The organism is Bosea sp. OAE506, from assembly GCF_040546595.1.
In the GTDB taxonomy this organism is placed as follows: Bacteria; Pseudomonadota; Alphaproteobacteria; order Rhizobiales; family Beijerinckiaceae; genus Allobosea.
This window is the reverse complement of record NZ_JBEPOB010000001.1, coordinates 787,462-810,638: the sequence shown is the minus strand read 5'-3', so window position 1 is coordinate 810,638 and position 23,177 is coordinate 787,462. Positions and strand designations below refer to the sequence as shown.

Sequence of the window (23,177 nt, the reverse complement as noted above, 5' to 3'; positions counted from 1 at the left end):
ATCGCAGCGATGGCAAACCCGGATGCCCGTGCTCCCGGCCCGGTTGCCGCCATCCGAGCCATCGTATAACCGTCGCTCGACGGATTGCGACAGGCACGAGACGAGTGGGGCGGGGGATGGCCAAGAACACCGGTCTGGCGGGGCTCGCCGCTGCCGTCCTGCTATGCCTGCCCGCCGGGCCGGCCCTCGCGGCCACCGGCATCGACGGTGCCTCGATGGGCGTGCTCTGGGCGCTGCCCTTCGCCGGCATGCTGCTCTCGATCGCGCTGGGCCCGATCCTCTTCCCGCATTTCTGGGAGCTGAACTACGGCAAGTTCGCCTTTGTCTGGGCGGCGCTGGTGCTGATCCCGCTTGTCGCGCTGCGCGGCGTCGAGCCTGCGCTGGGGGCGCTCGCCCACACCGCCCTGCTCGAATACATCCCCTTCATCATCCTGCTGTTTGCCCTGTTCACCATCGCCGGCGGCATCCTGATCATGGGCAATCTGCACGGCACGCCTGCCACCAACACCGCCCTGCTGGCGATCGGCACGCTGATGGCGAGCTTTGTCGGCACGACGGGGGCCTCGATCATCATGATCCGGCCTGTCCTGCGCGCGAATGACAGCCGCCGCCACAACGTCCATGTGGTCGTGTTCTTCATCTTCCTCGTCTCGAACATCGGCGGCTCGCTGACGCCGCTCGGCGACCCGCCGCTCTTCCTCGGCTTCCTGCGCGGGGTCGATTTCTTCTGGACGACGACGCATCTGCTGCCGGAGACGGGGCTCGCCGTCGCCATCCTGTTGGCGGCGTTCTACGCCCTCGACACCTGGTTCTACCGCCGGGAAGAGGGGATGCCCTCGCTGAAGGACCCGACGCCCGACCGCGACATCAAGCTCTACGGCAAGGTCAATTTCGTCCTGCTCGGGGGCGTCATCGCCGCGATCCTGATGTCGGCGAGCTGGAAGCCGGGCATCGCCTTCGACATCCTCGGCTCGAAGGTGGAACTCCAGAACCTCGTGCGCGACGTCGTGCTGCTCGCCCTCGCCGGCCTCTCGCTGAAGCTGACGCCCAACCCGGTGCGGGCCGGCAACGAGTTCAGCTGGGGGCCGATCAAGGAGGTCGCCAAGCTCTTCGCGGGCATCTTCGTCTGCATCATTCCCGTGCTGGCGATGCTGCAGGCCGGCCGCAACGGCGCCTTCTCCGGCCTCGTCGCGCTGGTCACCAATCCCGACGGCAGCCACAACACCGTCGCCTATTTCTGGATGACGGGCCTGCTGTCGTCCTTCCTCGACAATGCACCGACCTATCTCGTCTTCTTCGAGCTCGCGGGCGGCGATCCCAAGGTGCTGATGACGACGGGCGCGCTGACGCTGGCGGCGGTCTCGGCGGGCGCGGTCTTCATGGGCGCCAACACCTATATCGGCAATGCGCCGAACTTCATGGTCTACGCCATCGCCAAGGACCGGAAGGTGAAGATGCCGAGCTTCTTCGGCTACATGGCCTGGTCGGGCGCGATCCTGATCCCGATCTTCCTGCTCCAGACGGTTATCTTCTTCCGCTGAGCCCTCGAACGAAAACGCCCGCCGGTTGCGACCGGCGGGCGTTTTCCTGTCTTCGAGCGGCGCCTGGGACCCGCTATGCGCGGGCGCCGAAGCGGCCGGGCCTTGCCTCAGCTCGCGACCTTGAGCCCCTTGCGCGCCTCCGTGGCGCTGGCGTCCCGGCGGCTCTTGGCCGCCTCCATGTCCAGCGTCAGCATGAAATCGGCGATGCGCGGGGCGATCTCGGAGCGGAAGCGCGAGCCGTTGAAGACGCCGTAATGGCCGACGCCCATCTGCAGATAGTGCACGCGCTTGTCGTCGGGGATGTTCGGGCAGAGATCATGGGCGGCCTGGGTCTGGCCGACGCCGGAGATGTCGTCCTTCTCGCCCTCGACCGTCATCAGCGCGACGCGACGGATGGCCGTGCAGTCTACCGGCTTGTCGCGATGCATCATCGTGCCCTTGGGCAGCGCATGCTCGACGAAGACGGTCTCCACGGTCTGGAGATAGAACTCGGCGGTGAGATCCATCACCGCCATGTACTCGTCGTAGAAGTCGCGATGCTTCTCCGCCGAGTCTCCGTCGCCCGCGATCAGGTGCTTGTACATCTCGTAATGGGCGCTGACATGCCGGTCGATGTTCATCGCCATGAAGCCGGAGAGCTGCATGAAGCCCGGATAGACGTCGCGGAAGGTGCCGGGATGCGGGAAGGGCACCTTGGTGATGCAGTTGCGGCGGAACCAGTCCGTCCCGCGCTCCATCGCCAGGCAGTTGACTGCGGTGGGCGAGCGGCGGGTGTCGATCGGCCCGCCCATCAGCGTCATCGAGCGCGGCGCACAGGCGTCGCCCTCGGCCTCCATCCGGGCGGCAGCCGCCAGCACCGGCACGGAAGGCTGGCAGACGGCCATGACATGCGTCTCCGGCCCGAGCATCTGCAGCATGGCGATGACGTAGTCGATGTAATCGTCGAGATCGAAGCGGCCCGCCATCATCGGCACCAGACGGGCATCGACCCAGTCGGTGATGTAGACCTCGTGCCCGGGCAGGAAGGCCTCGACCGTGCCGCGCAGCAGCGTCGCGTAATGGCCCGACATCGGGGCGACGATCAGGACCTTGGGCTGCGGCTTGCGGCGGCCCTCGATGCGGCGGTCGAAATAGACCATGCGGCAGAAGGGCCGCTCCCAGACCACGCGCTCCTCGACCGCGACCTTGACGCCGTTGATCGTCGTCTCCGCCAGGCCGAAGGCTGGCTTGCCGTAGCGGCGCGTCGTCCGCTCGAACAATTCGCAGGAGGCGGCGATGGTGCGCCCCATCGGGGTGTAGGTCAGCGGATTGGCCGGGTTGCGGAAGGCGAGATGCATCGCATCCGAAACCCCTCGCGCCGGTCCGAGCATCATGTGAGCCGCTTCATAGGCATGGTAGGCGAACGACATGGCGGCACCATACATACGTTTTTGTCCTTCGGGCGGCGCAGCAGGAATGATGCGCCGCAACAGCAACGCACCCTATGCCCAATTTGTTCTCATACAACCCTGCAAAAGGCTAAGATTTCACTCCTGCCCCGCTCGCTCACAGTTCATCGCATTCCGGAGAACCCGCTTGACCCCCGACCTGCCGCAGGATCGTCTCCGCGCATGATCCCCGCAGACGCCACTCGCCCCGCCTTCGGCCGGGTCAACCGCCAGCTTCGCCTCGACACGCTCGTGCGCCTGCGCTGGCTCGCCATCGCCGGCCAGAGCCTCGCCGTGGCCGGCGTCCATTTCGGCCTGGGCTACCCGCTGCCCTTCGGCTGGTGCTTCACCGCGATTGCCGTGTCCTCCTGGCTCAATATCGCGCTGCGCATCCGGTTTCCGTTGAATCACCGGCTGCAGCCGGGGGCGGCGACGGCGCTGCTGGCCTTCGATATCGTCCAGCTCTCGGTGCTGCTTTACCTCACCGGAGGGCTGCAGAACCCGTTTTCGATCCTTTTGCTGGCCCCGGTGATGATCTCCGCGACCGCGCTTCCCCCGCAGCGGACGCTGCTGCTGGGCGGCCTCGCCATTGCGCTTGCGACGCTGGTCAGCGTCACGCACTGGCCGCTGCCCTGGGCCGGGCCCGATCGCCCCGTGCTGCCGCTGCACTACCAGCTCGGCAGCTGGGTCGCGCTCGTGCTCGGGCTGGGTTTCACCGGCATCTATGCCTGGCGCGTCGCCAAGGAGGCCCGCGATCTCTCGGATGCGCTCGCGGCGACCGAGCTGGTCCTGGCGCGCGAGCAGCACCTCTCGCAGCTCGATGGCCTGGCCGCGGCCGCTGCTCATGAACTGGGCACGCCGCTCGCCACCATCGCCCTCGTCTCGAAGGAACTGTCGCGTCTGGCGCCGCCGGAGGGCGAGATGGCCGAGGACATTGCGTTGCTGCGCGAGCAGGTCGAGCGCTGCCGCGGCATCCTCGGCAAGCTCACCTCGCTCCAGGACGACGAGGCCGGGCCGCTCCACCAGCTCAGCCTGCGGCTGCTGATCGAGGAGGCGGCCGGGCCGCAGCGGCCCTTCGGTGTGCCCTTCGAGATCGTCCTGCAGGGCGAGAAGCCCGAGCCGGTCTGCCGTCGCAACCCCGGCATGATCTATGGGCTCGGCAACATCGTAGACAACGCAGTCGATTTCGCCCGCTCGACCGTGACGATCACGGCCGAGTGGAACCAGGACCATGTGATGCTCACCATCGCCGATGACGGCCCCGGCTTTCCGCCCGACGTGCTGATGCGGGCGGGAGACCCGTATCTGACCCACGGCGCCGGCGAGAACCGGGCCGGCGGCGGCCTCGGCCTCGGGCTCTTCATCGCCAAGACGCTGCTCGAGCGCGGCGGGGCGGCGATCGCATTTTCCAACCGCCCGGAGCCCGCCAGCGGCGCCTGTGTCAGCATGACATGGCTGCGCGCCGCCTTCGAGGCGGATCTGCCGCCCGCCGGGGCTTCAAAGGTGGACCTCGCGATACCACATGGAGTTGGCTCATGAGGGCCGATCCCACCATGCGTTGCGGCAGAGGCCGCGCTGCCGGGGCTCGGACCGAGCCCGGCCGGAGGAGGTTGTGATGCAGGATATGCTGGCCGAACCGGTGTCGGCCACCGCGGTGACCGACAGGTCGCTGCTGCTGGTCGACGACGACAAGCCCTTTCTGACCCGTCTCGCCCGCGCCATGGAAAGCCGCGGCTATGCGGTACGGATCGCCGACAGCGTCAGCGCCGGCATCGCTGCTGTGGATGATGCGGCGCCGGCCTTCGCCGTGATCGACCTGCGGCTCGCCGACGGCAACGGTCTCGACGTGATCGCCCGTCTGAAGGAACGCCGGCCCGAGGCGCGCGGCGTGGTGCTGACCGGTTATGGCAACATTGCCACCGCCGTCAGCGCGGTGAAGCTCGGCGCCTTCGATTTCCTGGCCAAGCCGGCGGATGCCGACGAGATCCATGCCGCTCTCGCAGCGGCGCGCGATGCGCGTCCCCAGCCTCCGGAAAACCCGATGTCGGCGGACCGGGTGCGCTGGGAGCACATCCAGCGCGTCTACGAGCTCTGCAACCGCAATGTCTCCGAGACGGCGCGCCGGCTCGGCATGCATCGCCGCACGCTGCAGCGGATTCTGGCCAAGCGCGCCCCGCGCTGAGCAGACCGCTCGACAGCGCGGCGGCTCAGGCCGGCTGCGGGTCTTCGAGTCCCGCCAGCCGCGCTGCGGCCAGGCGGCCGAAGGCGATCGTCAGCGCCTTGCGCCGTGCCGGCGCCAGCGGATGGCGCGGTGCATCGCGCATCAGCGCGCCACCATAGGCATCCGCGACGATGAGCCCGACATCGGCGGGCAGGATCTCGGCGGGAAACTCCGGTGCCACGGCGAACAGGAAACCGTCGCAATAGGCCCGGTAGTCGGGCCATTTGCCGTCGATCCGGTAATCCTCCAGCCCCGACTTGACCTCCACAACCAGCAATTCGCCGGCGGGCGATAGCGCCACGATGTCGCCGCGGCGTCCATTGGCGAAGGTCATCTCCTTGACGACGGCATAGCCCAGCGCGCGCAGATGCCGCGAGGCGCCGCGACAGACCGCGCGCGTCACGTCAGGCCGCGTCGGGGGCAGGTTGAGCAGGGAATCGGCCTGGTTCATGCCCTATGTTCCCTCTTTGTGCCGGCTCGGGCAAGCGCCGACGCCTGCATTGCGTGATGCCCGGCGCGAAAACGATTCCCGCCGAAGCATCCGATGCTCTAGGGAATGCACAACGACACCACGGTCCCTCTCGCCTTGCCCAGCACGCTCGCCACGCTCCTGACCCTGATCGCTGCGGCTGGTGTCGCGGCGCTGCTCTGCGTTCTGCTCCGGCCGCTGCTGCTGCGCTATGCGCTGGCGCGCCCCAACGCCCGCTCCAGCCACCGTGTGCCGACCCCGCAGGGCGGTGGCATCGCCGTCCTCGCCGGGGCCTTCGCGGCCTTGGCAGCCATGGCCGCGCTTCTGCCGCCGCCCGGCGGCATGGGCGGCCTGGTCTTCGTCGCAGCGGCGGCGTCTACGCTGGCCATCGTCGGCGCCTGGGACGACATCCGGCCGCTCTCGCCGGGGCTGCGGCTCGGGCTGCAGGCGCTCTGCGTCGCGGTGGTGATCGTCTATGCGGCGCCGGACCTGCGGCTCTTTCCGGGCTCGTTGCCGCTCGCGGCGGAGCGCTGCCTCGCGCTGCTTGCCGGCATCTGGTTCGTGAACCTGACCAATTTTATGGACGGGCTCGACTGGCTCACCGTCGCCGGCTTCGTCCCGTTCGCCGGCGCCTTGGCGCTGGCGGGGATGGCGGGCATCGTCGATCCCGCCACCGGCCTGCTCGCTGCGGCGCTCTGTGGCGGGCTGATCGGCTTTGCGCCCTTCAACAAGCCCGTGGCGCGGCTCTTTCTTGGCGATGTCGGCTCGCTGCCGATCGGCCTGCTTGGCGCCTATCTGCTCTATCGCCTGGCCGGAACCGGCGCGCTGACGGCGGCACTGATCCTGCCGCTCTACCATGTCGCCGACAGCACGCTGACCCTGCTGCGCCGGCTCGCGCGCCGCGAGCGGGTCTGGGAGGCGCATCGCTCCCATTTCTATCAACAGGCGACGACCAACGGGCACGCGGTCCTGCGCATCGCAACCGAGATCGGCCTGCTCAATCTCGCGCTGGTCCTGCTCGCCGGCCTCACCATCCTGATACCCGCGGTCCCGGTGCAGATCGGCGCGTTGGGCCTCGCCCTGCTGCTCGCCGGCCTGCTGATGCGGCGCTTCGCGCGTCGCCGGCCCTCATGAGCGGCGAACGCGTCCTGGTCACCGGCGCCGGCGGTTTCGTCGGCCCCCATGTCGTCAAGGCGCTGCTGGCGGCCGGCTACCGGGTCCGCATCACCCAGCGCAGCGCCGCCATGCCTCCGCCTGGCGTCGAGGCGGTCGTTACCGGCGATCTTTCCTCGCCTGTCGACTGGGCGCCGGCGCTCGCGGGCATCTCCCATGTCGTCCATCTCGCCGGGCTCGCCCATGCCGGGCCGGGGCTCGACGAGGCGCTCTACCGGCAGATCAACACGCAGGCGACGCTCGATCTCGCGCAGGCCGCCTACCGCGCCGGTGTGGGTCGTTTCGTCTTCGTCTCCTCGATCAAGGCCCTGTCGGGGGCGTTCGATGGCCCCCCGCTGCGCGAGGACGATCCGCCCGCCCCGGACGATGCCTATGGCCGCTCAAAGCTCGCCGCCGAGCGGGGGCTCGCCGGGCTCGATCTCGACTGGGTGGCCCTGCGCCCGGTGCTGGTCTACGGGCCGGGCGTGAAGGCTAACATGGCGGCGCTGGTGAAGCTGGCGCGGCTGCCGCTGCCCTTGCCGCTGGGCGGGCTGACGGCGCCGCGCTCGCTGCTGGCGGTGGAGAATCTGGCGGACGCCGTGCTCTTCGCGCTCACGCCGCGCTGCCCCGCCCGGCGAGCCTATTCCCTGGCCGATCCAGAGCCGCTGGGCGTGGCGGAGATGCTGGCGGCACTGCGCAAGGGCATGGGGCGCGCACCGGGGCTCATCCCCGTGCCACCGGGCCTATTGCGGCTGGCAGCGCGGCTGCTCGGACGACAGGACGCCTTCGACAAGCTCGCAGGCAGCCTCGTGGCGCGGCCCGACGCCCCTGCTCAGGGCTGGATGGCGGCCGCCACTGGCGACGCGGACTGGGCTGGAGCGCCTGGCGCAGCCCCGTGACGCAGGCTGAAATCGGGAATCGCCTCGTCCAGCACCCCGTCGGCGGCGACGCGGTCATCCGCCTTCAGGGCGGTTTCGAGCCGTGACAGCCAGCCCTGCAGCCGCTCCCGGTTGGCGAAGACGGGCTTCGCCGCCATCACGCCGTCGAGACCGGTCTCGGCCATCGGCTCGTCGCGGGCGAACAGGATCTCGTTCAGCCGTTCGCCCGGCCGCACGCCGGTGACGACGATCTCGATATCCTCGCCCGGCTCGAAGCCGGCGAGCCGGATCATCCGCTCGGCCAGGTCCATGATCTTCACGGGCTGGCCCATCTTCAGCACATAGACCGCGGCCCGCTCCTCCTCCGGCCCGTCGGAACGGGCATGCGACGCAGCCGTCAGCACGAGGTCGCAGGCCTCGCGGATGGTCATGAAGTAGCGGATCATGTCGGGGCTGGTGACCGTGAGCGGCCCGCCACGCGCGATCTGCGCCTTGAATTTCGGCACCACCGAGCCGACCGAGCCCAGCACATTGCCGAAGCGCACGGCGACGAGGCGCATGCCGCCGGCCGCGGCGATGAATTCGGCGTCGCGCGACTGGGCGTACATCTCGGCGAAGCGCTTGGTCGCGCCCAGCATCGAGACGGGCTCGATCGCCTTGTCGGTCGAGATCAGCACGAAGATCTTGGCCCGCGCCGCGATCGCGGCATCGGTGACGTTGACCGAGCCGAAGATGTTGGTCTTGACGCCCTCGCTCCAGTCCGCCTCGAGATAGGGCACATGCTTCAGCGCTGCGGCATGGATGACGATGTCGGGCGCGAAGGCGACGAACAGCGCCGCGATCCGGTCACGGTCGCGCACATCCGCCAGGACGCCCGAAACACGCGTCTCGTGCTCCTGGATGCTGAGCTGCTCCGTCACCTGGAACAGGGCGGGCTCGGAACTCTCGACGATCAGCAGTTCCGCGGCGCCGAAAGCGGCGCAGCGCAGGCAGATCTCTGAGCCGATCGAACCGCCACCGCCGGTGACGACGACGCGCTTGCCCTTCAAAAAATTGCCCAGCCGCTCGCGGTCGATCCGGACCGTCGAGCGCACCAGCAGATCCTCGATCTCGAGCGGCGCCAGTTCCGTGTCGCGCGCGCCCTCGCCCAGCGTCTCCATGCGCGAGATCGGCAGGGCGAGCTTGCGGGTGCGCGCCAGCCATTTGTCGGGCTCCGCCTCCGGCTGCAGCGCGCTCGGCGTAGCGACGATACGACGGAAACCCTCGCCGCGCTCGGCCGCCTCGCCGACGATCTCCTCGATCTGGGAGAGCAGCCCCAGCACGGGCACGCCGCGGATGCTCTGGCCGAGATCGTCCGCGCGCGGCGAGAGGATGCCGGCCGGCCGCAGCTTGCGCATGGTGCCGGCCTCCATGGCGCGGATGACCATCTCGACCTCGAAGCCGCGCCCGAGCAGCAGCGCGGGATGGGACGCCTCGCGCGCGGCCTGGTGGCGCGAGCGGGAGAATTTGAAATAGCGATAGGCCAGCCGGGGCCCGCCCAGCAGCGCGATCTGCACCAGCCAGTAGAGCGCGATGCTGATCTTCCCGAAATAGAAGGCGCCGTAAAAATTCGGCGAGACGAGGACGTAGTCGACGATGATCAGCGTCAGCGTCAGGATCGTCGACGCCTTGACGATGTTCGACAGGTCCGGCAGCGAGGCGAAGCGCCATTTCGAGCGGTAGAGCGAGAAGGCCCAGTAGACCAACCCGCCATAGACCACGAAAAAGGGCAGGAAGCGCGGCAGATAGCGCAGATGCTCGTCGAGCAGCGACCCCTCGAAGCGGATGACGAAGACGAGCCAGATCGCCGCCGCCGTCGCCGTGAGGTCGTGAGCGATGACGGCGAGCTTCTTGAAGCTCTGCTTGGAGAGACTGGGCATGACGGGCGGGGTATCCTGCTCCCTCGGCGGGCTTGTCAACGCGCGGGCGCGCCGGGCGAGGCCCGGGCGCCGTCAGGAGCCGGCCTTGGGCTGCTCCAGCCCGGCCATGATGAAGCCGATCATCTCCTCGGCGCTGGGGCCGGGCATGCGCGCGCATTGCGCCATCAGCAGCGGATGCTGGAAGCGGATCATCGCCGTGCGGATGCACTGCGTCGCCGCCTGCGGATCGACCGGGCGGAACTCGCCATTGGCCACGCCCTCGGCCACCACCCGCCCGATCAGCGCGTCATAGCGCTCGATATGGCCGATGATCGCGTCCCAGCTCTCCTCCATCGCGGCGCACACCATCTCTTGCATGCGCTGCTGGTCGACGAAGCGCGCCTGGTTGATCCGGTAGGAGGCCATCAGCATCTCGCGCAGCCGGCTGCCGGCGGGTCGCGGCTCGGCAATGATCAGCGAGAGCGATTCCTCGAGTTCGCCCTTGAAGCGCGCCAGCACCGCCTCGTTGATCGACTTCTTGGAGTCGAAGAAGCGGTAGACATTGGCCGGGCTCATGCGCAGCGATTTGGCGATGTCGGCGACGGTCGTCTTCTGGTAGCCGATGTCGCGGAAGAAGCGCTCGGCCGCGTCGACGATGCATCGCCTCGTATCGCGCTCGGGGTGACTCACGGAAAGGCCTGTCCTTGTGAAGGCGGCGTCTGTCGGCAGGACCTGACGGCTATGACGAAATTTGTCACTCGTCAACGTTTTGGCGAAGCTGATCTTTCGACAGGATGGCAGAAGACGCCGCGTTGCATTGATCTGGATTAAGCGAGGGCCCGCCCGTCACGCGTGGGGGCCGCCTCGCGAGCGGGGAATGGGTTGCGAACGCGCCGGCGGGACGCCCGGTTCCCGCCTCCGCGCCTCTCAGCCGGGAGCAGGGCGTTGCCGCGCCAGCGCCAGGATCGCCTCAATGTCGAGATGCCGCTCCAGATGCGCCGCGAGCTCGTCCAGCGTCGCCTCGACCGCCTCCTCATAGGACATCCCGCCCGACAGCCAGGAGCCGGCGATCGGCTCCAGAAAGGCGGCGCGCACGGGGTCTGAAGCGAAGACGCCGTGCAGATAGCTGCCGACCACGCGCCCATCGGGGCTGGCCGCACCCTCGCCGCGCCCGTCCACCGAGAACGGCGCACGGACCCGGTCGGGGCCGTCGGTGCGCCCGAGATGGATCTCGTAGGCGCGGCCGGCCCTTTGGCTCGCGCCATGCACGAAATCGGTCTCCCGCACGGTCTTGGCGCGGTCGAGCTCGGTCTCGACATCGAGCAGGCCGAGCCCCGGCGCTTCTCCGGGCGGGCCTTCGAGCCCATGCGGATCGCGCACCACCCGGCCGAGCATCTGGTAGCCGCCGCAAAGGCCGAGCACATGCCCGCCGCGCCGGCGATGGGCGAGGATGTCGCCGTCCCAGCCCTGCGCCCGCAAGGCGGCGAGGTCGCGCAGCGTCGTCTTCGATCCCGGCAGGATGACCAAGCCGGTATCGCCCGGCAGGGCCTGGCCCGGCCGCAGCAGCACGAGATCGATCGCCGGCTCCAGCTTGAGCGGGTCGAGATCGTCGAAATTGGCGATGCCGGGCAGCACCGGCACGGCGATCTTCAGTTCTGCGCCCGGCCGGGCCGGTGTGCTGCGCAGATCGAGCCCATCCTCGGCCGGCAGGTGCGAGGCCTGCGCGAACCAGGGCACGACCCCGAGGCAGGGCCAGCCGGTGGCGCGGCGGATAGTCTCCACCCCATCGGCAAAGAGCGCGACCTCGCCGCGGAAGCGGTTGACGGCGAAGGCGCGGATCATGCCGCGATCGGCCTCGTCCAGCACGGCATGCGTGCCGACGAGACTGGCGATGACGCCGCCGCGGTCGATGTCGCCGACCAGGATGGCTGGGACGCCGGCGGCGCGGGCGAAGCCGAGATTGGCGATGTCGCGCGCCCGCAGATTGGTTTCGGCCGGCGAGCCGGCGCCTTCCACCACAACGAGATCGGCCTGCGCGGCCAGCCGCTCGAAGCTCTCCAGCACGCGGGGCAGGAAATCGCCGCGCCGGGCAAAGTCGCCGGACGGGAGGTGGCCCGCGACGCGGCCTTGCAGGATGATCTGGCTGCCGGCCTCGCTCTCGGGCTTAAGCAGGACCGGGTTCATGTCGACATGCGCGGCGATGCGGGCGGCACGCGCCTGCAGGGCCTGCGCCCGGCCGATCTCGCCTCCCATCGTGGCGGCGGCGTTGTTGGACATGTTCTGGGGCTTGAACGGCCGGACCCTGAGGCCGCGATCGGCGAAGAGGCGGCAGAGGCCGGCGACGACGAGCGACTTCCCGACATTCGAGCCGGTGCCGAGGATCATGATGGCGGGAGTGCGGGAGGAGGCCATGCGCCTGATTAGGGGGCGGCTGGGCTTCGGGCAATCGGCGCTGCCGACGCAGAGGGTCACCGGTTCACGTCGCATCCCGTCGCGCCAAAGGGGCGAAGTCGCGCCGAGGGGCGTCGTGAACCGGCGAAGAGGAGTAAATCCTGATCGGTGACGAATGTCAACATTCATCACTTCGCATTTTTGAGAGCCTTGACGTGGTGTGGGAGCTGCGTGCGTCGGCGCCGCCAGCATGCTAGAGGCGCTGCCCGGCTCCTTCGGTCAGGCGATGCATGCGATGAACCCGATCTTCTCCGCCCTTTCGACCAGCGTCTTCGAGGTGATGTCGCAGCTCGCCCGCGAGACCGGCGCCGTCAATCTCGGCCAGGGCTTCCCCGACGATCCGGGCCCCCTCGATGTCCGGCGCAAGGCGGCCGATGCTGTGGTCGACGGCTGGAACCAGTATCCGCCGATGATGGGCCTTCCGGAGCTGCGCCGCGCCACGGCGGACCATTACAAGCGCTGGCAGGGGCTCGATCTCGATCCCGACAGCGAGATCATGGTCACATCGGGCGCGACCGAGGCGATCGCGGGCGCCCTGATGGCGATCCTGTCGCCGGGCGACGAGGTCGTGCTGTTCGAACCGATGTACGACGCCTATGTCCCGCTGGTGCGACGCGCGGGCGGCATCCCGAAATTCGTGACGCTGACACCGCCGCATTTCGGCCTGACCGAAGAGGCGCTCGCGGCCGCCTTCTCGCCGCGGACGAAGGCAGTGCTCTTCAACAACCCACTGAATCCGACAGCGACAATCTTCTCAGCCACCGATCTCGATCTCCTCGCCGATTTCTGCATCCGCCACGACGCGATCGCGATCTGCGACGAGGTCTGGGAGCATGTCGTGTTCGATGGCCACCGGCACGTTTCGGTGCTCGGCCGGCCCGACATGCGCGAGCGCACCGTCAAGATCTCCTCGGCGGGCAAGATCTTCTCGCTGACCGGCTGGAAGGTCGGGCTGGTGATGGCGGCTCCGCCGCTGATGAAGGTGCTCGCCAAGGCGCATCAGTACATCACCTTCACGACGCCCCCCAATCTGCAGGCGGCCGTGGCCTATGGGCTCGGCAAGGAGGACGATTATTTCGAGGGGATGCGGGCCGGTTTCCAGCGCTCGCGCGACCGCTTTGCGCTGGGGCTGAAGGATCTGGGCTTCAGCGTGCTGCCCAGCGTCGGCACCTATTTCCTGAATGTCGACATCGCGCCGCTGGGCGAGAGCGACGATGTCGACTTCTGCCGCCGGTTGGTGACCGAGCACGGCGTCGCCGCGATTCCCGTCAGTGCCTTTTACGACCAGGCCGCGGTGAAGACGGTGGTGCGTTTCTGCTTCGCCAAGCGCGACGCCACGCTGGACGAGGCGCTGGAGCGGCTGGCGAAGCGCCAGCGAGCGATATCCGGCGCCTGAACCGGGCTTCAGCCCCGGGCCATCGTTTCCGCCAGGCTGCCGGCCTGGATCAGCTTCTTCTGCAGCGCCGCCGCATCGGCGCCATAGCCTGCCTCGCGCATCGCCTCGACCGCCGAGGCGATCTGCAGCAGCGCCCGCTGCGCCAGGCCCTGGTCCTTGCGCCGGGCCGCCAGCTGCATCGAGACGAGGCCCTGATTGGCGGCGCTCGCAGCCCAGAGCTGAGGGCTGCGCTCGCGCCGGCGCTCCTCCAGAGCCGCATCGAAGGCGGCGACAGCCTCTTCCAGAACGATCGATTCGCTGTAGCGCTCGCCCATCGCGGCGAGGACGCCACCCATCAGGTCCTGCAATTCGGCCCAGCGCATCGGCTCGCGCTTGCGGTCGACCGTCTTGGCGACCCGGTTGAAGCCGTTGAAGGCCCGCTCGAGCAAGGCGAGATCGCTGGTGCGCCGCCCCAGCGCGGCCCGGCCGCGCGAGATCAGCTGCTCGGCCTCCAGCCAGCGGGCCTCGTCGCCGTCCCGGTTCCAGCGGGCGAGCGCCGTCGCCAGAGCCGAAATCGCCTCCTCGAGCAGCGCCTCGTCCTCGCGCTGGTCGGCGAGCGGAATCGCGATCCGGCCGAAGCGTACCTTCAGCGCCCGCCAGAGCAACGGGGCCTCGTCGTGGCGCAGATCCTCCAGCGCCGTCCGGCAGCAGGCGAGCGCCTCGTCCAGTCGCGCCTCGTCCCCCGTCACGGTCGCGAGCCCGGCGAGGCTGCGCGCCAGACGCTCCTGCACCGTCGCCCAGGCGAGCGTGTCCTCGAAATTGTCGAGCCCGGCGAGGAGCTTGCGGAAATGCTCGATCGCCGCCTCGAACCCGGTGCGATCGACGAAATCCTCGCCGATTCGCGCCAGCGCATCGCCCTGGCGCATCGCCAGGTCGCGGCTGCGCGCAACATCCGCGACGCCGACGATGGCGGCGGCCTCGGCATAGCGCTGCGACGCCTCGCGGCAGGCATTGGGCGTGAGTTCCAGCAGCGCCGTGGCGGCGCGGTCGCTGCGGGTTTCGCCGGCGGCGATGCGCCGGTCGGCGGGCATGGTGGACAGATCCGTCATGCCGCCGAAGAAATGCAGTTCGAGCTGCGCCAGCGCCCGCTCGACCTCGGCGAACTGCCCGCCTTCGAGGGCGCGAGCCGCCTTGCGCCGCGCTTCGGCGACGACGCCGTCCTTGCTGGCCTGGTCGAGGCGGCGTCGCAGGGCGACGACCTCCCGGGCCTTGCGACCGAGCAGCTGTTCGAGGCGCGCCAGGTTGGGACGGGCGCCGCTCTTGACGAGGCTGGCCATCACCGCGAGCAGGACCGCCAGCGGCACGTCGTGCCGTTCGGCGACCCGCTCGATCATGGCGGACATGTCGGTCTGAGAGGTCACGGTAGCACCTCCCGTCTCCTGCGGGTCACGGCCAGCGGCGCACCCCCGTCGCCGGGGGCGCTGCCCACACTCACTTCGCGGCGATGACCGCGATCTCGACGGTAAACTGCGGCCCTGCGAGCTTGGCCTCGACCGTGGCGCGGCCGGGCGTCTGGCCGGCGACGACCCACTTGTCCCAGACGCCGTTCATCTCGGCGAAGGTCGACATGTCCGACAGCCAGATATTGACCATCAGCAGCTTGGTCTTGTCGGTGCCGGCCTCTGCGAGCAGGCCGTCGATGATGCCGAGGATCTCCTGCGTCTGCTCGGCGACGCTCTTGCCCGCCGCCTTGTCCGCGACCTGGCCCGCCAGATAGACGGTGTCGCCATGGACGACGGCCTTGGACATGCGCGGGCCGACGGCGATGCGCTGAATGCTCATGATCAGATCTCCAGAAAGGGACGACCGCTGGTAGCTTGTGCAGAGGTCCGGCGCAACGCCGCAAAGGTTGCGGAAGTTCCCTTAGGTCAATGATACCCAGCCGGCCAGCAGAACGCCATAGCGCGCCGCCTTGCCCGCCAGCACGAGCAGGATGAAGCGCCCGAGCGGATAGTTCAACGTACCGGCGACGAAGGTGAGCGGATCGCCGCCGATCGGCAGCCAGGCGAAGAGCAGGGAAGGCCAGCCGAAGCGGGCGAACCAGCCCTGCGCCTGGGCCAGCCGCCGGGGATCGGGCCGCAGGCGCCGCGGCAGCTTCTCGACACCGTGGCGCGCGATCAGGCGGCCGAGCCACCAGTTGACGACGGACCCGGCCGTGTTGGCGAGGCTGGCGACGATGAACAGCAGCAGCGGATCGACCGTCCGCGCCGCCAGCAGCCCGAGGAACACGGCTTCCGACTGCGCCGGCAGCAGGGTCGCGGCGACGAAGGCCGCGCCTGCCATGCCGGCCAGCGACCAGAAGGTCTCCATCAGCGCGGCATGGCGGGTGAGAGCGCCGGGTTCGCGCGCGGCGTCATCGCCTTACAGCCGCCGCAGCGCGACCTGCTGGATCCGGTGGCTCGCGCCCTTGGTCAGGATCAGGCTGGCGCGCTGGCGCGTCGGCAGGATGTTCTCCTGCAGGTTCGGCAGGTTGATCCCGGTCCAAAGATTTTCCGCGATCGTCAACGCCTCCTCCTCGGCGATCTCCGCATATTTCCGGAAGAAGGAGCGCGGGTCGCGGAAGGCGGTCTGGCGCAGCGTCATGAAGCGGTTGACGTACCAGCGATGCAGGTCGTTCTCGTCGGCATCGAGATAGACCGAGAAGTCGAAATAATCCGAGACGAAGGGGATGACCGTGCCGTCCTTCGGCATCCGGCTCGGCTGCAGCACGTTCAGCCCCTCGAGGATGAGGATGTCCGGCCGCTCGACCGTCACCGTCTCGCCCGGCACCACGTCATAGACGAGGTGGGAGTAGACCGGAGCCTTCACCTGCGGCTTGCCGGCCTTGACGTCGGAGAGGAAGCGCAGGATCGCCGAGCCGTCATAGCTCTCGGGGAAGCCTTTGCGCTGCATCAGCCCGCGGCGCTCGAGCTCGGCATTCGGCAGCAGGAAGCCGTCGGTGGTGACGAGCTCGACCTTCGGCGTGTTGGGCCAGCGCGAGAGCAGCGCCTTGAGCACGCGCGCCGTGGTCGACTTGCCGACCGCGACCGAGCCCGCCACGCCGATGATATAGGGAACCTTGACCTCGGCCTCGGCCAGCAGGAAGCGCTGCGTCGCCTTGAACAGCCCCTGCGTGGCGGCGACGTAGAGCGAGAGCAGGCGCGACAGCGGCAGGTAGATCGCCACGATCTCGTCGAGCGAGATCGGGTCGTTGATCGACTGCAGCTTGGTCAGGTCGTCGACCGACAGCGTCAGCGGCGTGTCGGCGCGCAAATGCGCCCACTCGTCGCGGGTGAAGCTGCGATAGGGCGAATCGAGATCGGGAAGGGCCGGGGCGGGCATTGCGCGCTGGTCCATGGGGCGGCCCGCAATCCAGGCTTCGAGGTTCAACGCAGGACTAGCCTCGACTCATCAACGGGGGCGTGCGGCTTTCTCCGCCAGACCGGAGCGCACAGTGCGGGCCTCAAGCTGGCTCAACACGTCCTGCAATGCAACATCACGGGCCTTCAGTACAACCAAGAGATGATAGAGTACGTCCGCGCTTTCCGCGATCAGCTCGTCCCGGTCGCCCTTCACCGCGGCGATCACGGCCTCGACCGCCTCCTCGCCGAACTTCTTGGCGCAGCGCTCGGGGCCCGCGGCGAGCAGCTTCGCGGTCCAGGATTCGTCCACTGACGCGGCGGCGCGCTCGTCGATGCGAGCTTCGAGATCGGAGAGGGTGAAGGTCATCGCTTCAATCCAGCCGCATCGCCAGCCCGGCCCGCGCCATGTGCGCCTTGGCCTGGCCGATCGTGTAGGTCCCGAAATGGAAGATGGAGGCCGCCAGAACGGCCGAGGCGTGGCCCTCGCGCACGCCGTTGACGAGATCGTCGAGGTCGCCGACGCCGCCCGAGGCGATCACCGGGACGCTGACCGCATCCGCGATGGCGCGGGTCAGGCCCAGATCGTAGCCGACCTTGGTGCCGTCGCGGTCCATCGAGGTCACCAGCAGTTCGCCGGCGCCCAGCGAGACGACCTCCCGCGCAAAGGCCACTGCCTCCAGACCCGTGGGGTTGCGCCCGCCGTGGGTGAAGATCTCCCAGCGGCCCGACGAGACCTGCTTGGCGTCGATTGCCACCACGATGCACTGGTCGCCGAACTTCTCGGCCGCCTGCTTGACGAACTGCCGGTTGGTCACGGCAGCCGTGTTGATCGAGACCTTGTCGGCGCCCGCCAGCAGGAGCCCGCGGATGTCCTCGACCTTGCGCACCCCGCCTCCGACGGTCAGCGGCATGAAGCAGGCTTCCGCCGTCCGCGTCACCACGTCGAACAGAATGCCGCGGTCCTCATGGCTGGCGGTGATGTCGAGGAAGCAGAGCTCGTCGGCGCCGGCCGCGTCATAGGCCTTGGCGGCCTCGACGGGATCGCCCGCATCGACGAGATCGAGGAACTTCACGCCCTTGACGACGCGGCCGTCCTTGACGTCGAGGCAGGGAATGATGCGGGTCTTGAGCATGGCGGAGCCGGCTTCCGGAAGGGCTGGCGCGAGCCTATGCCGGATTTCCGCCCCGGCGTCACCCTCGCGGCGCGGCTTCGGCGGCCTGCGCCGCCCGCGCCGTCTCGGCGATCCAGTCCCAGAAGCTGCAAAACCACGCCTCGCTCTCCGCGAGCAGCCGCGGCGTCAGCGCGACGCGACCCTTGAGGCGGTCCTGGACCAGCAGGCCCTCGGCCTCGGACCGGTTGACGATGTTGCGGACATGGGAATGGGAGAGCCCGAGGCGTGAGGCGATCTCCCGCGCATGGAGATCGAACCAGACCGGGTCGTTGCCCGCAGCCGCCCCAACGCGATGATGCGCGCCGAGAAGGATGAGACCGATCCGGTCGCCACAGTCGAAGCGGTCGAGCCAGGCCCAGGCGCCGGCCCCCGCCGTCGCCTCCCGTGTCCGCGCGAAGAGATCGCGGGCATGGCCGAGAAACAGCCGCAGGAAGGCATCGTCGGCGCGCAGGCGCTCCGCGAGCCCGGGCTCGGCCAGGCCCAGGATCTCGCCGCAGCGGGCGTGATGCGACAGCCATTGCCGCAGCCCCTCGAAAAGCGGTGCCGCCGGCACAAGCCAGGCCGACCGGGCATCGCCGGGGACGGGCTCGCGCGTGACATAGCCGGCGAGCCGGAGCAGCCCGAAGAAGGCGGCGAGCGTGCGGGCACTGCCCATCTCGCGCTGGACCAGCGCCAGCGTCGGCCTCTGACCGGCGCCGCGCTCGGCCTCGCAATGCATGACGACGACGAGCCCGGCCGCATGCGATTGCAGATTGCGGCCGAAGATCTTGCTGACGATCTTCTCGGCCACATGCATCCGCAGCACGGAGTCTGCGCAATGGAGAATCGCGCGGCGGAAGCTCGCAGGCCCGGTCGCGGCATCAGAGAAGGGAATAATTTGACGCGTATTGTAATTCAACTGAAGATAAGGACCTGTTTCAGGGATCGTTCAGCAAGTCCTCGTCGGCAATCGATCGGTGCAGACTTTGGACTGTTCAGCTATCGCAGCATCAATACATTCACAAGGCAAGCCGGGATTGTCGCTCCATAGGGATGCGGACCCTGCGGCTGGCCTGAAGGATGGCTCCCATGTGCGAACGCTGTGCGCCGAATGCTCCTCTTTCCTCCTTCTCTCGCCGCTCCGTGCTGCGCCTCGGCGGTGGCCTCGCTGTCTCAGTCGGCCTCGCCGGCCCGGCCTGGGCGCAGGGGGCCGCCACCGCGCCAACGCCGATCGGTGGAACGGAGGCGCTCGACCGGCTGATGGCCGGCAATGCCCGCTACGCCGCCAACAAGCCCAACCAGCGCGATTTCTCGGCCGGCCGCGCGGCGCGGACCCGCTCGCAGCACCCCTTCGCCTCGATCGTGAGCTGCGCCGATTCGCGCCTCGCGCCCGAACTGGCCTTCGACCAGGGTGCCGGCGATCTCTTCGTCGTCCGCGTCGCCGGCAATTTCGTCAATGAGGATGGGCTGGCGAGCCTGGAATTCGGCGCGGCGGTCCTGCAGTCGCCCCTAATCCTCGTGCTTGGCCACAGCCGCTGCGGCGCCATCGCCTCCACGATCGACGTGGTGAAGAACGGGACGCAGTTGCCCGGGCACCTCCCCTCGCTGATCAACGCGATCAGGCCGGCCGTGCTCGACGCGCAGAAAGCCGGCGCGCCCGATCTGCTGGAGGCGGCGATCGAGGCCAATGTCCGCCTCAATGTCGAACGATTGAAGAGCGCCGCGCCGATCCTCGCCGAGCGGGTGGCCCAGAAGACGCTCACCGTCGCCGGCGGCGTCTACGACCTCGCCACGGGCAAGGTGAAGCTCATCTGAGGCCTTGCGAGTAACGCGCCGCGTCAGAAGCCGGCGGCGCGGCGCAGCAGGTCGAGGCCGACCACCGTCAGGATCGCCTTGATCGCGACCGCGAACCAGCGCTCCGGCAGCCGTTCCAGCAGCCTCGTCCCCAGCATCGTCCCGGCGAAGCCCGAGACGATCATGGCGCCGATCAGCGGCAGCCAGTCCGAGAAGGCAAAGCCCAGCGCGCCGAAGGCGAAGACCTTGAGCAGGTGCTGGATCGTCGTGCAGGCCGCATGGGTCGCGATCAGCTGGCGCTTCTCCAGCTTGAGCGGCAGCAGCAGCGCCTGCACGAAGGGCCCGGTCGCGCCCACGAACATGGTGACGATGGTCGAGAGCCCGCCGCCGATCACCAGCCCGCTCGAGGCCAGCCCGGGAATGCGCGGCTTCGGCAGCCAGGTCATCACGAGGATGAAGGCACCGAGCAGGCCGAGCAGGATGCGCTCGGGCAATTCCACCACCAGCAGCGCGCCGATCACGGCCCCGATCACCGAGCCCGCGGTGAAGCGCGCCACCAGCGGCCAGAGCGCATGCGCCCGCTGCACATAGGTCCGCCCGACATTGGAGCCGACCTGAACCAGCCCGTGGACGGCGATGATCACGGAGGGCGGCACCGTGCCGGCGAGTGCACCCAGCATCGCCACCCCGCCGCCGATGCCGAAGGCGGCGGTGAAGGCCGAGGTCAGGAAGCTGACGGCGATCAGCAGCAGCGCGATGGCGGGCGCGACGCCGGCCGGCAGGAGCATGTCGAGCATGGAGGACCGCGGGGCGGGAGGGCAGCGAAGCCCCCTGCTACACCCGCCGCCGCTCCCCGCAAAGCCGCAGGGGGCTGAGCCTGCGCCGGTCCGGAAACCACGATTTTGTCGCGCGCTTTACAAGCGCCGGCCGTCGGCGTTTGCTGATGGGCAATGGCCGCCGCTCCGGGCTCGATCCCGGATGCAGGACAAGGCCGAGGCGTTCAGCGGTTGCGTGGTTTCGGAGTGGTGTGATGCGTCGTCTGTTCGGCCTGCTGGCCGCCTGTTTCCTCTCGCTTGCCGGTATCGCCTCGGCGCAGGCCGGCGTCGATGTCCGCGTCGATATCGCCGCCCAGCGCATCCAGGTCACCACGACCGACGGCGAGAGCTACAACTGGGCGATTTCCTCGGGCCGCAAGGGCTATCGCACGCCCAACGGCCTCTACCGCCCGACGCGGCTGGAGAAGAACTGGTATTCGCGCAAATATGGCGGGGCCATGCCCCATGCCGTGTTCTTCCGCGGCGGCTATGCGATCCATGGCACGACGGCGGTGGGCGCGCTCGGCCGCCCGGCCTCGCATGGCTGCATCCGCCTGCACCCGGCCCAATGCCGCCAAGCTCTTTGCGCTGGTCAAGAAGCATGGGCCCAGCCAGACCAGCATCGCGCTGAACGGCGCGGCGCCCGACAATCTCTCGCAATTCGCCAAGGCCTCCGGCGGTAGCAAGGCCAAGATCGCCAAGGCGAAGAGCAAAAAGCCCGCCGCCGTCGCCCAGCAGCGCAAGGTGCCGAACTGGGATGCCGCCCGCGAGCAGATCCTGCTGCGCCCGGCCATTCCGGCCGGCGCCTATGGCTTCCAGCCCACCAACCTTCAGCGCTATTACGAGACCGGCCCGCGCTGGCGCTGAGCCAGGCTCACAGCGCCTCGGGCACGATCCGCAGCCAGCCTTGCAACGTCTCGCCGGGGGCGAGGCGCGTAAGCGGTGATGCCTCCCGCGCCGCCCTCTCGCTCGGCGAACCGATCGCATGGCTCTGCGGCTCGACGCAGAGGAAATCCGCTCCCGGCGGCGCCCAGACGACCGGGCAGCGCAGGCTCTCGCTTGCGGTCAGGGTGATGGCGAGCCCGGTCGAGGGCGTCTCGATCCGCGCCGTCCCGTCCCAGCCGAGGAAGCTCCACGCGACCTCCCCGCCCGTCGCGAAGACGGCGCCGTTCGCATAGGGCCCGCCGCCGTCGAGTGTGCGGGAGCCGGTGGCGCGATAGCCTTCGCCGCCGAAGAGGAGAGCCCCGCGCGCCGTCATCCGCAGCCGCGTATCCGGCGCGGCTGGAAACCAGGGATGATGGCCCAGACCATAGGGTAGGGCCTGGTCTGCCTCGTTGGTGATCGCGAGTTTGACGGTCAGACCGGCCTCATCGAGCGCGATCTCCTGGGTGACCCGGTAGCGATAGGGGTCGGGGCCGGCCTCGCGCCGGTGTTCGAGCAGGGTATGGCCGGCGGGATGGCCGAGTAGGGCCCAGTCGGACTGCCAGCCGAAGCCATGGATGCAGTGCCCGCCGCCCAGCCGGTTGTCCGGTAGTGCGAAGCGTTGCTCGCCATCATCGACGATGCGGTCGAAGGCGCAGTTGGCGAAGGGCACCATCGCCCAGCTTCCCATCTTGTTGGGGGCTGCGGTCGAAGGCGCGAGGCCCGGCGGGGCGCGCAGGAGCGGATGCAGGCGCCCGTCCGGCCCCCGCCACTCCAGCGCGGCGATGATGCCGCCGATCTCCGGGTGGATGCGGGCGCTCAGCGGCCCCGCCTTCAGCTCCAGCATGGTGTCGTCCTCAACTGATCATGGGGCGCAGCAGCATCTGGAGCTGGCGCATGCTGGGCAGGAAGCGCTCGGCCATCTCCGCAGCCGAGCTGCGCTGGACCTGGCCGGAGAGGTTGAAGGCGGCGACCACCTCGCCCCGTGCGTTGATGAGCGGCAGGGCGATCGAGATCAGGCCCAGTTCCAGCTCCTGATCGACGATGCAGTAGCCCTGCGCCCGCACGACGGCCAGGATCTCTGTCAGCCGATCCGGATCGGTCACGGTGTGGGGTGTTAGGGCGCGGGGCTTCCCCGCCAGAATGCGCGCCCGGGCGTCGGCGGGATCGCGAGCCGCCAGCAGCACCCGGCCCATGGAGGTGCAGGAAGCCGGTAGCCTCGTGCCGACCGAGAGCCCGACGGACATGATCCGCCTTTGCGCCGAGCGCGCGATGTAGACGATCTCGTGCCCGTCGAGCAGCGAGGCCGAGGATGACTCGTGCGTCTCCTCGGAGAGCCGCTCCAGAAAGGGCTGCACGAGCTGGGGCAGCGCGCTGGAGGCCAGCCAGGCATGGCCAAGCCGCAGCACGCGCGGCGTCAGGGTAAAGAACTTCCCGTCGAAGCTGGCATAGCCGATCCGCGTCAGCGTCAACAGGCAGCGCCGGGCGGCGGCGCGGGAGAGATCCGTCGCCCGCGCGACATCCGCGATCGTCAGTCTGTCTCGGCCGGCATCGAAGCACTCGATCACCGCCAGTCCCTTTTCGAGGGCGGCCATATGGTCGCGGTCGGGCGCCTCTCCAGCCATTCTTGACCGCCTGCCCCCGTCGGCCTAACGTTCGATTATCAACACAGTGTGCGATAAA

Annotated in this window: 23 protein-coding genes and 1 pseudogene; 9 read left to right on the top strand and 15 right to left on the bottom strand. The window is 68.9% G+C overall.

Annotation, left to right across the window (positions count from 1 at the left end; translation table 11 throughout):
- The first annotated feature begins 116 nt into the window (after positions 1-116).
- A complete protein-coding gene (locus ABIE41_RS03890; protein ID WP_192643495.1) occupies positions 117-1,541 on the top strand; it encodes a sodium:proton antiporter in 1,425 nt (474 codons plus the stop codon).
- 107 nt (positions 1,542-1,648) lie between these two features.
- Here the strand turns inward: ABIE41_RS03890 and ABIE41_RS03885 are convergent, their stop codons facing one another.
- On the bottom strand, positions 1,649-2,950 hold the full coding sequence (locus tag ABIE41_RS03885; protein ID WP_192643494.1) for a polyhydroxyalkanoate depolymerase: 1,302 nt from the start codon (positions 2,948-2,950) through the stop codon (positions 1,649-1,651).
- A 201-nt stretch (positions 2,951-3,151) separates the two neighbouring features.
- Between ABIE41_RS03885 and ABIE41_RS03880 the strand changes: the two genes are divergently transcribed.
- Together ABIE41_RS03880 and ABIE41_RS03875 are read left to right on the top strand one after the other, a co-directional pair.
- The gene (locus ABIE41_RS03880; RefSeq protein ID WP_192643493.1) at positions 3,152-4,507 is read left to right on the top strand and encodes an ActS/PrrB/RegB family redox-sensitive histidine kinase; all 1,356 of its coding nucleotides are present in this window, start codon (positions 3,152-3,154) and stop codon (positions 4,505-4,507) included.
- Positions 4,508-4,583: 76 nt separating this feature from the next.
- On the top strand, positions 4,584-5,150 hold the full coding sequence (locus ABIE41_RS03875; protein ID WP_192643492.1) for an ActR/PrrA/RegA family redox response regulator transcription factor: 567 nt from the start codon (positions 4,584-4,586) through the stop codon (positions 5,148-5,150).
- A 25-nt stretch (positions 5,151-5,175) separates the two neighbouring features.
- Here the strand turns inward: ABIE41_RS03875 and mmcB are convergent, their stop codons facing one another.
- Positions 5,176-5,640: a DNA repair putative endonuclease MmcB gene (gene mmcB / locus ABIE41_RS03870; RefSeq protein WP_192643491.1), complete on the bottom strand. Its 465-nt coding sequence runs from the start codon at positions 5,638-5,640 to the stop codon at positions 5,176-5,178.
- 105 nt (positions 5,641-5,745) lie between these two features.
- On the opposite strand from mmcB, the gene ABIE41_RS03865 reads away from it, so the two are divergent.
- A complete protein-coding gene (locus tag ABIE41_RS03865; RefSeq protein WP_192643490.1) occupies positions 5,746-6,792 on the top strand; it encodes an MraY family glycosyltransferase in 1,047 nt (348 codons plus the stop codon).
- Positions 6,789-7,719, top strand: a pseudogene (locus ABIE41_RS03860) (NAD-dependent epimerase/dehydratase family protein). Before ABIE41_RS03865 ends, ABIE41_RS03860 begins: the two are co-directional and overlap by 4 nt.
- Here the strand turns inward: ABIE41_RS03860 and ABIE41_RS03855 are convergent.
- From ABIE41_RS03855 to ABIE41_RS03845, 3 genes are all read right to left on the bottom strand, one after another.
- On the bottom strand, positions 7,643-9,607 hold the full coding sequence (locus tag ABIE41_RS03855; RefSeq protein WP_192643488.1) for an SDR family NAD(P)-dependent oxidoreductase: 1,965 nt from the start codon (positions 9,605-9,607) through the stop codon (positions 7,643-7,645). The pseudogene ABIE41_RS03860 and the gene ABIE41_RS03855 sit on opposite strands and share 77 nt — an antisense overlap.
- A 72-nt stretch (positions 9,608-9,679) precedes the next feature.
- Entirely contained in the window at positions 9,680-10,276 is a 597-nt protein-coding gene (locus ABIE41_RS03850; protein WP_192643487.1) for a TetR/AcrR family transcriptional regulator, read from the bottom strand.
- A 237-nt stretch (positions 10,277-10,513) separates the two neighbouring features.
- Entirely contained in the window at positions 10,514-11,998 is a 1,485-nt protein-coding gene (locus ABIE41_RS03845) for a cobyric acid synthase (protein ID WP_192643486.1), read from the bottom strand.
- A 274-nt stretch (positions 11,999-12,272) separates the two neighbouring features.
- Here ABIE41_RS03845 and ABIE41_RS03840 point away from each other — a divergent pair, with 274 nt between their 5' ends.
- On the top strand, positions 12,273-13,433 hold the full coding sequence (locus ABIE41_RS03840; RefSeq protein WP_192643758.1) for an aminotransferase: 1,161 nt from the start codon (positions 12,273-12,275) through the stop codon (positions 13,431-13,433).
- A gap of 8 nt (positions 13,434-13,441) precedes the next feature.
- On the opposite strand, the gene ABIE41_RS03835 is transcribed toward ABIE41_RS03840, so the two are convergent.
- The 7 genes from ABIE41_RS03835 to ABIE41_RS03805 form a co-directional block, all read right to left on the bottom strand.
- Complete coding sequence (locus tag ABIE41_RS03835; protein ID WP_192643485.1) at positions 13,442-14,833, bottom strand: hypothetical protein; 1,392 nt, start codon at positions 14,831-14,833, stop codon at positions 13,442-13,444.
- 70 nt (positions 14,834-14,903) lie between these two features.
- Positions 14,904-15,254, bottom strand: coding sequence for a RidA family protein (locus tag ABIE41_RS03830; RefSeq protein ID WP_192643484.1), 351 nt, complete (start codon positions 15,252-15,254; stop codon positions 14,904-14,906).
- 81 nt (positions 15,255-15,335) lie between these two features.
- Positions 15,336-15,782 (bottom strand): YqaA family protein, encoded by a 447-nt coding sequence (locus tag ABIE41_RS03825; protein ID WP_192643483.1) that lies wholly within the window; start codon positions 15,780-15,782, stop codon positions 15,336-15,338.
- Between the two features lie 51 nt (positions 15,783-15,833).
- A complete protein-coding gene (gene coaA, locus ABIE41_RS03820) occupies positions 15,834-16,793 on the bottom strand; it encodes a type I pantothenate kinase (protein ID WP_465247110.1) in 960 nt (319 codons plus the stop codon).
- A 69-nt stretch (positions 16,794-16,862) separates the two neighbouring features.
- A complete protein-coding gene (locus ABIE41_RS03815) occupies positions 16,863-17,180 on the bottom strand; it encodes a phosphoribosyl-ATP diphosphatase (RefSeq protein WP_192643481.1) in 318 nt (105 codons plus the stop codon).
- Between the two features lie 4 nt (positions 17,181-17,184).
- Positions 17,185-17,946: an imidazole glycerol phosphate synthase subunit HisF gene (gene hisF / locus ABIE41_RS03810; RefSeq protein ID WP_192643480.1), complete on the bottom strand. Its 762-nt coding sequence runs from the start codon at positions 17,944-17,946 to the stop codon at positions 17,185-17,187.
- A 58-nt stretch (positions 17,947-18,004) separates the two neighbouring features.
- Positions 18,005-18,790, bottom strand: a complete 786-nt coding sequence (locus ABIE41_RS03805; RefSeq protein ID WP_192643479.1) for a hypothetical protein — start codon at positions 18,788-18,790, stop codon at positions 18,005-18,007.
- 263 nt (positions 18,791-19,053) lie between these two features.
- Between ABIE41_RS03805 and ABIE41_RS03800 the strand changes: the two genes are divergently transcribed.
- Positions 19,054-19,779, top strand: coding sequence for a carbonic anhydrase (locus ABIE41_RS03800; protein ID WP_192643478.1), 726 nt, complete (start codon positions 19,054-19,056; stop codon positions 19,777-19,779).
- 23 nt (positions 19,780-19,802) lie between these two features.
- Here the strand turns inward: ABIE41_RS03800 and ABIE41_RS03795 are convergent, their stop codons facing one another.
- Entirely contained in the window at positions 19,803-20,555 is a 753-nt protein-coding gene (locus ABIE41_RS03795) for a sulfite exporter TauE/SafE family protein (RefSeq protein WP_192643477.1), read from the bottom strand.
- A 233-nt stretch (positions 20,556-20,788) separates the two neighbouring features.
- Between ABIE41_RS03795 and ABIE41_RS03790 the strand changes: the two genes are divergently transcribed.
- Both ABIE41_RS03790 and ABIE41_RS03785 read left to right on the top strand, forming a co-directional pair.
- A complete protein-coding gene (locus tag ABIE41_RS03790; RefSeq protein WP_354191756.1) occupies positions 20,789-21,256 on the top strand; it encodes a L,D-transpeptidase in 468 nt (155 codons plus the stop codon).
- Positions 21,257-21,317: 61 nt separating this feature from the next.
- Complete coding sequence (locus ABIE41_RS03785; protein ID WP_354191755.1) at positions 21,318-21,440, top strand: hypothetical protein; 123 nt, start codon at positions 21,318-21,320, stop codon at positions 21,438-21,440.
- 7 nt (positions 21,441-21,447) lie between these two features.
- On the opposite strand, the gene ABIE41_RS03780 is transcribed toward ABIE41_RS03785, so the two are convergent.
- On the bottom strand, positions 21,448-22,341 hold the full coding sequence (locus ABIE41_RS03780; protein ID WP_192643475.1) for an aldose epimerase family protein: 894 nt from the start codon (positions 22,339-22,341) through the stop codon (positions 21,448-21,450).
- Between the two features lie 10 nt (positions 22,342-22,351).
- Entirely contained in the window at positions 22,352-23,119 is a 768-nt protein-coding gene (locus ABIE41_RS03775; protein WP_192643474.1) for an IclR family transcriptional regulator domain-containing protein, read from the bottom strand.
- Between the last annotated feature and the right edge of the window lie 58 nt (positions 23,120-23,177).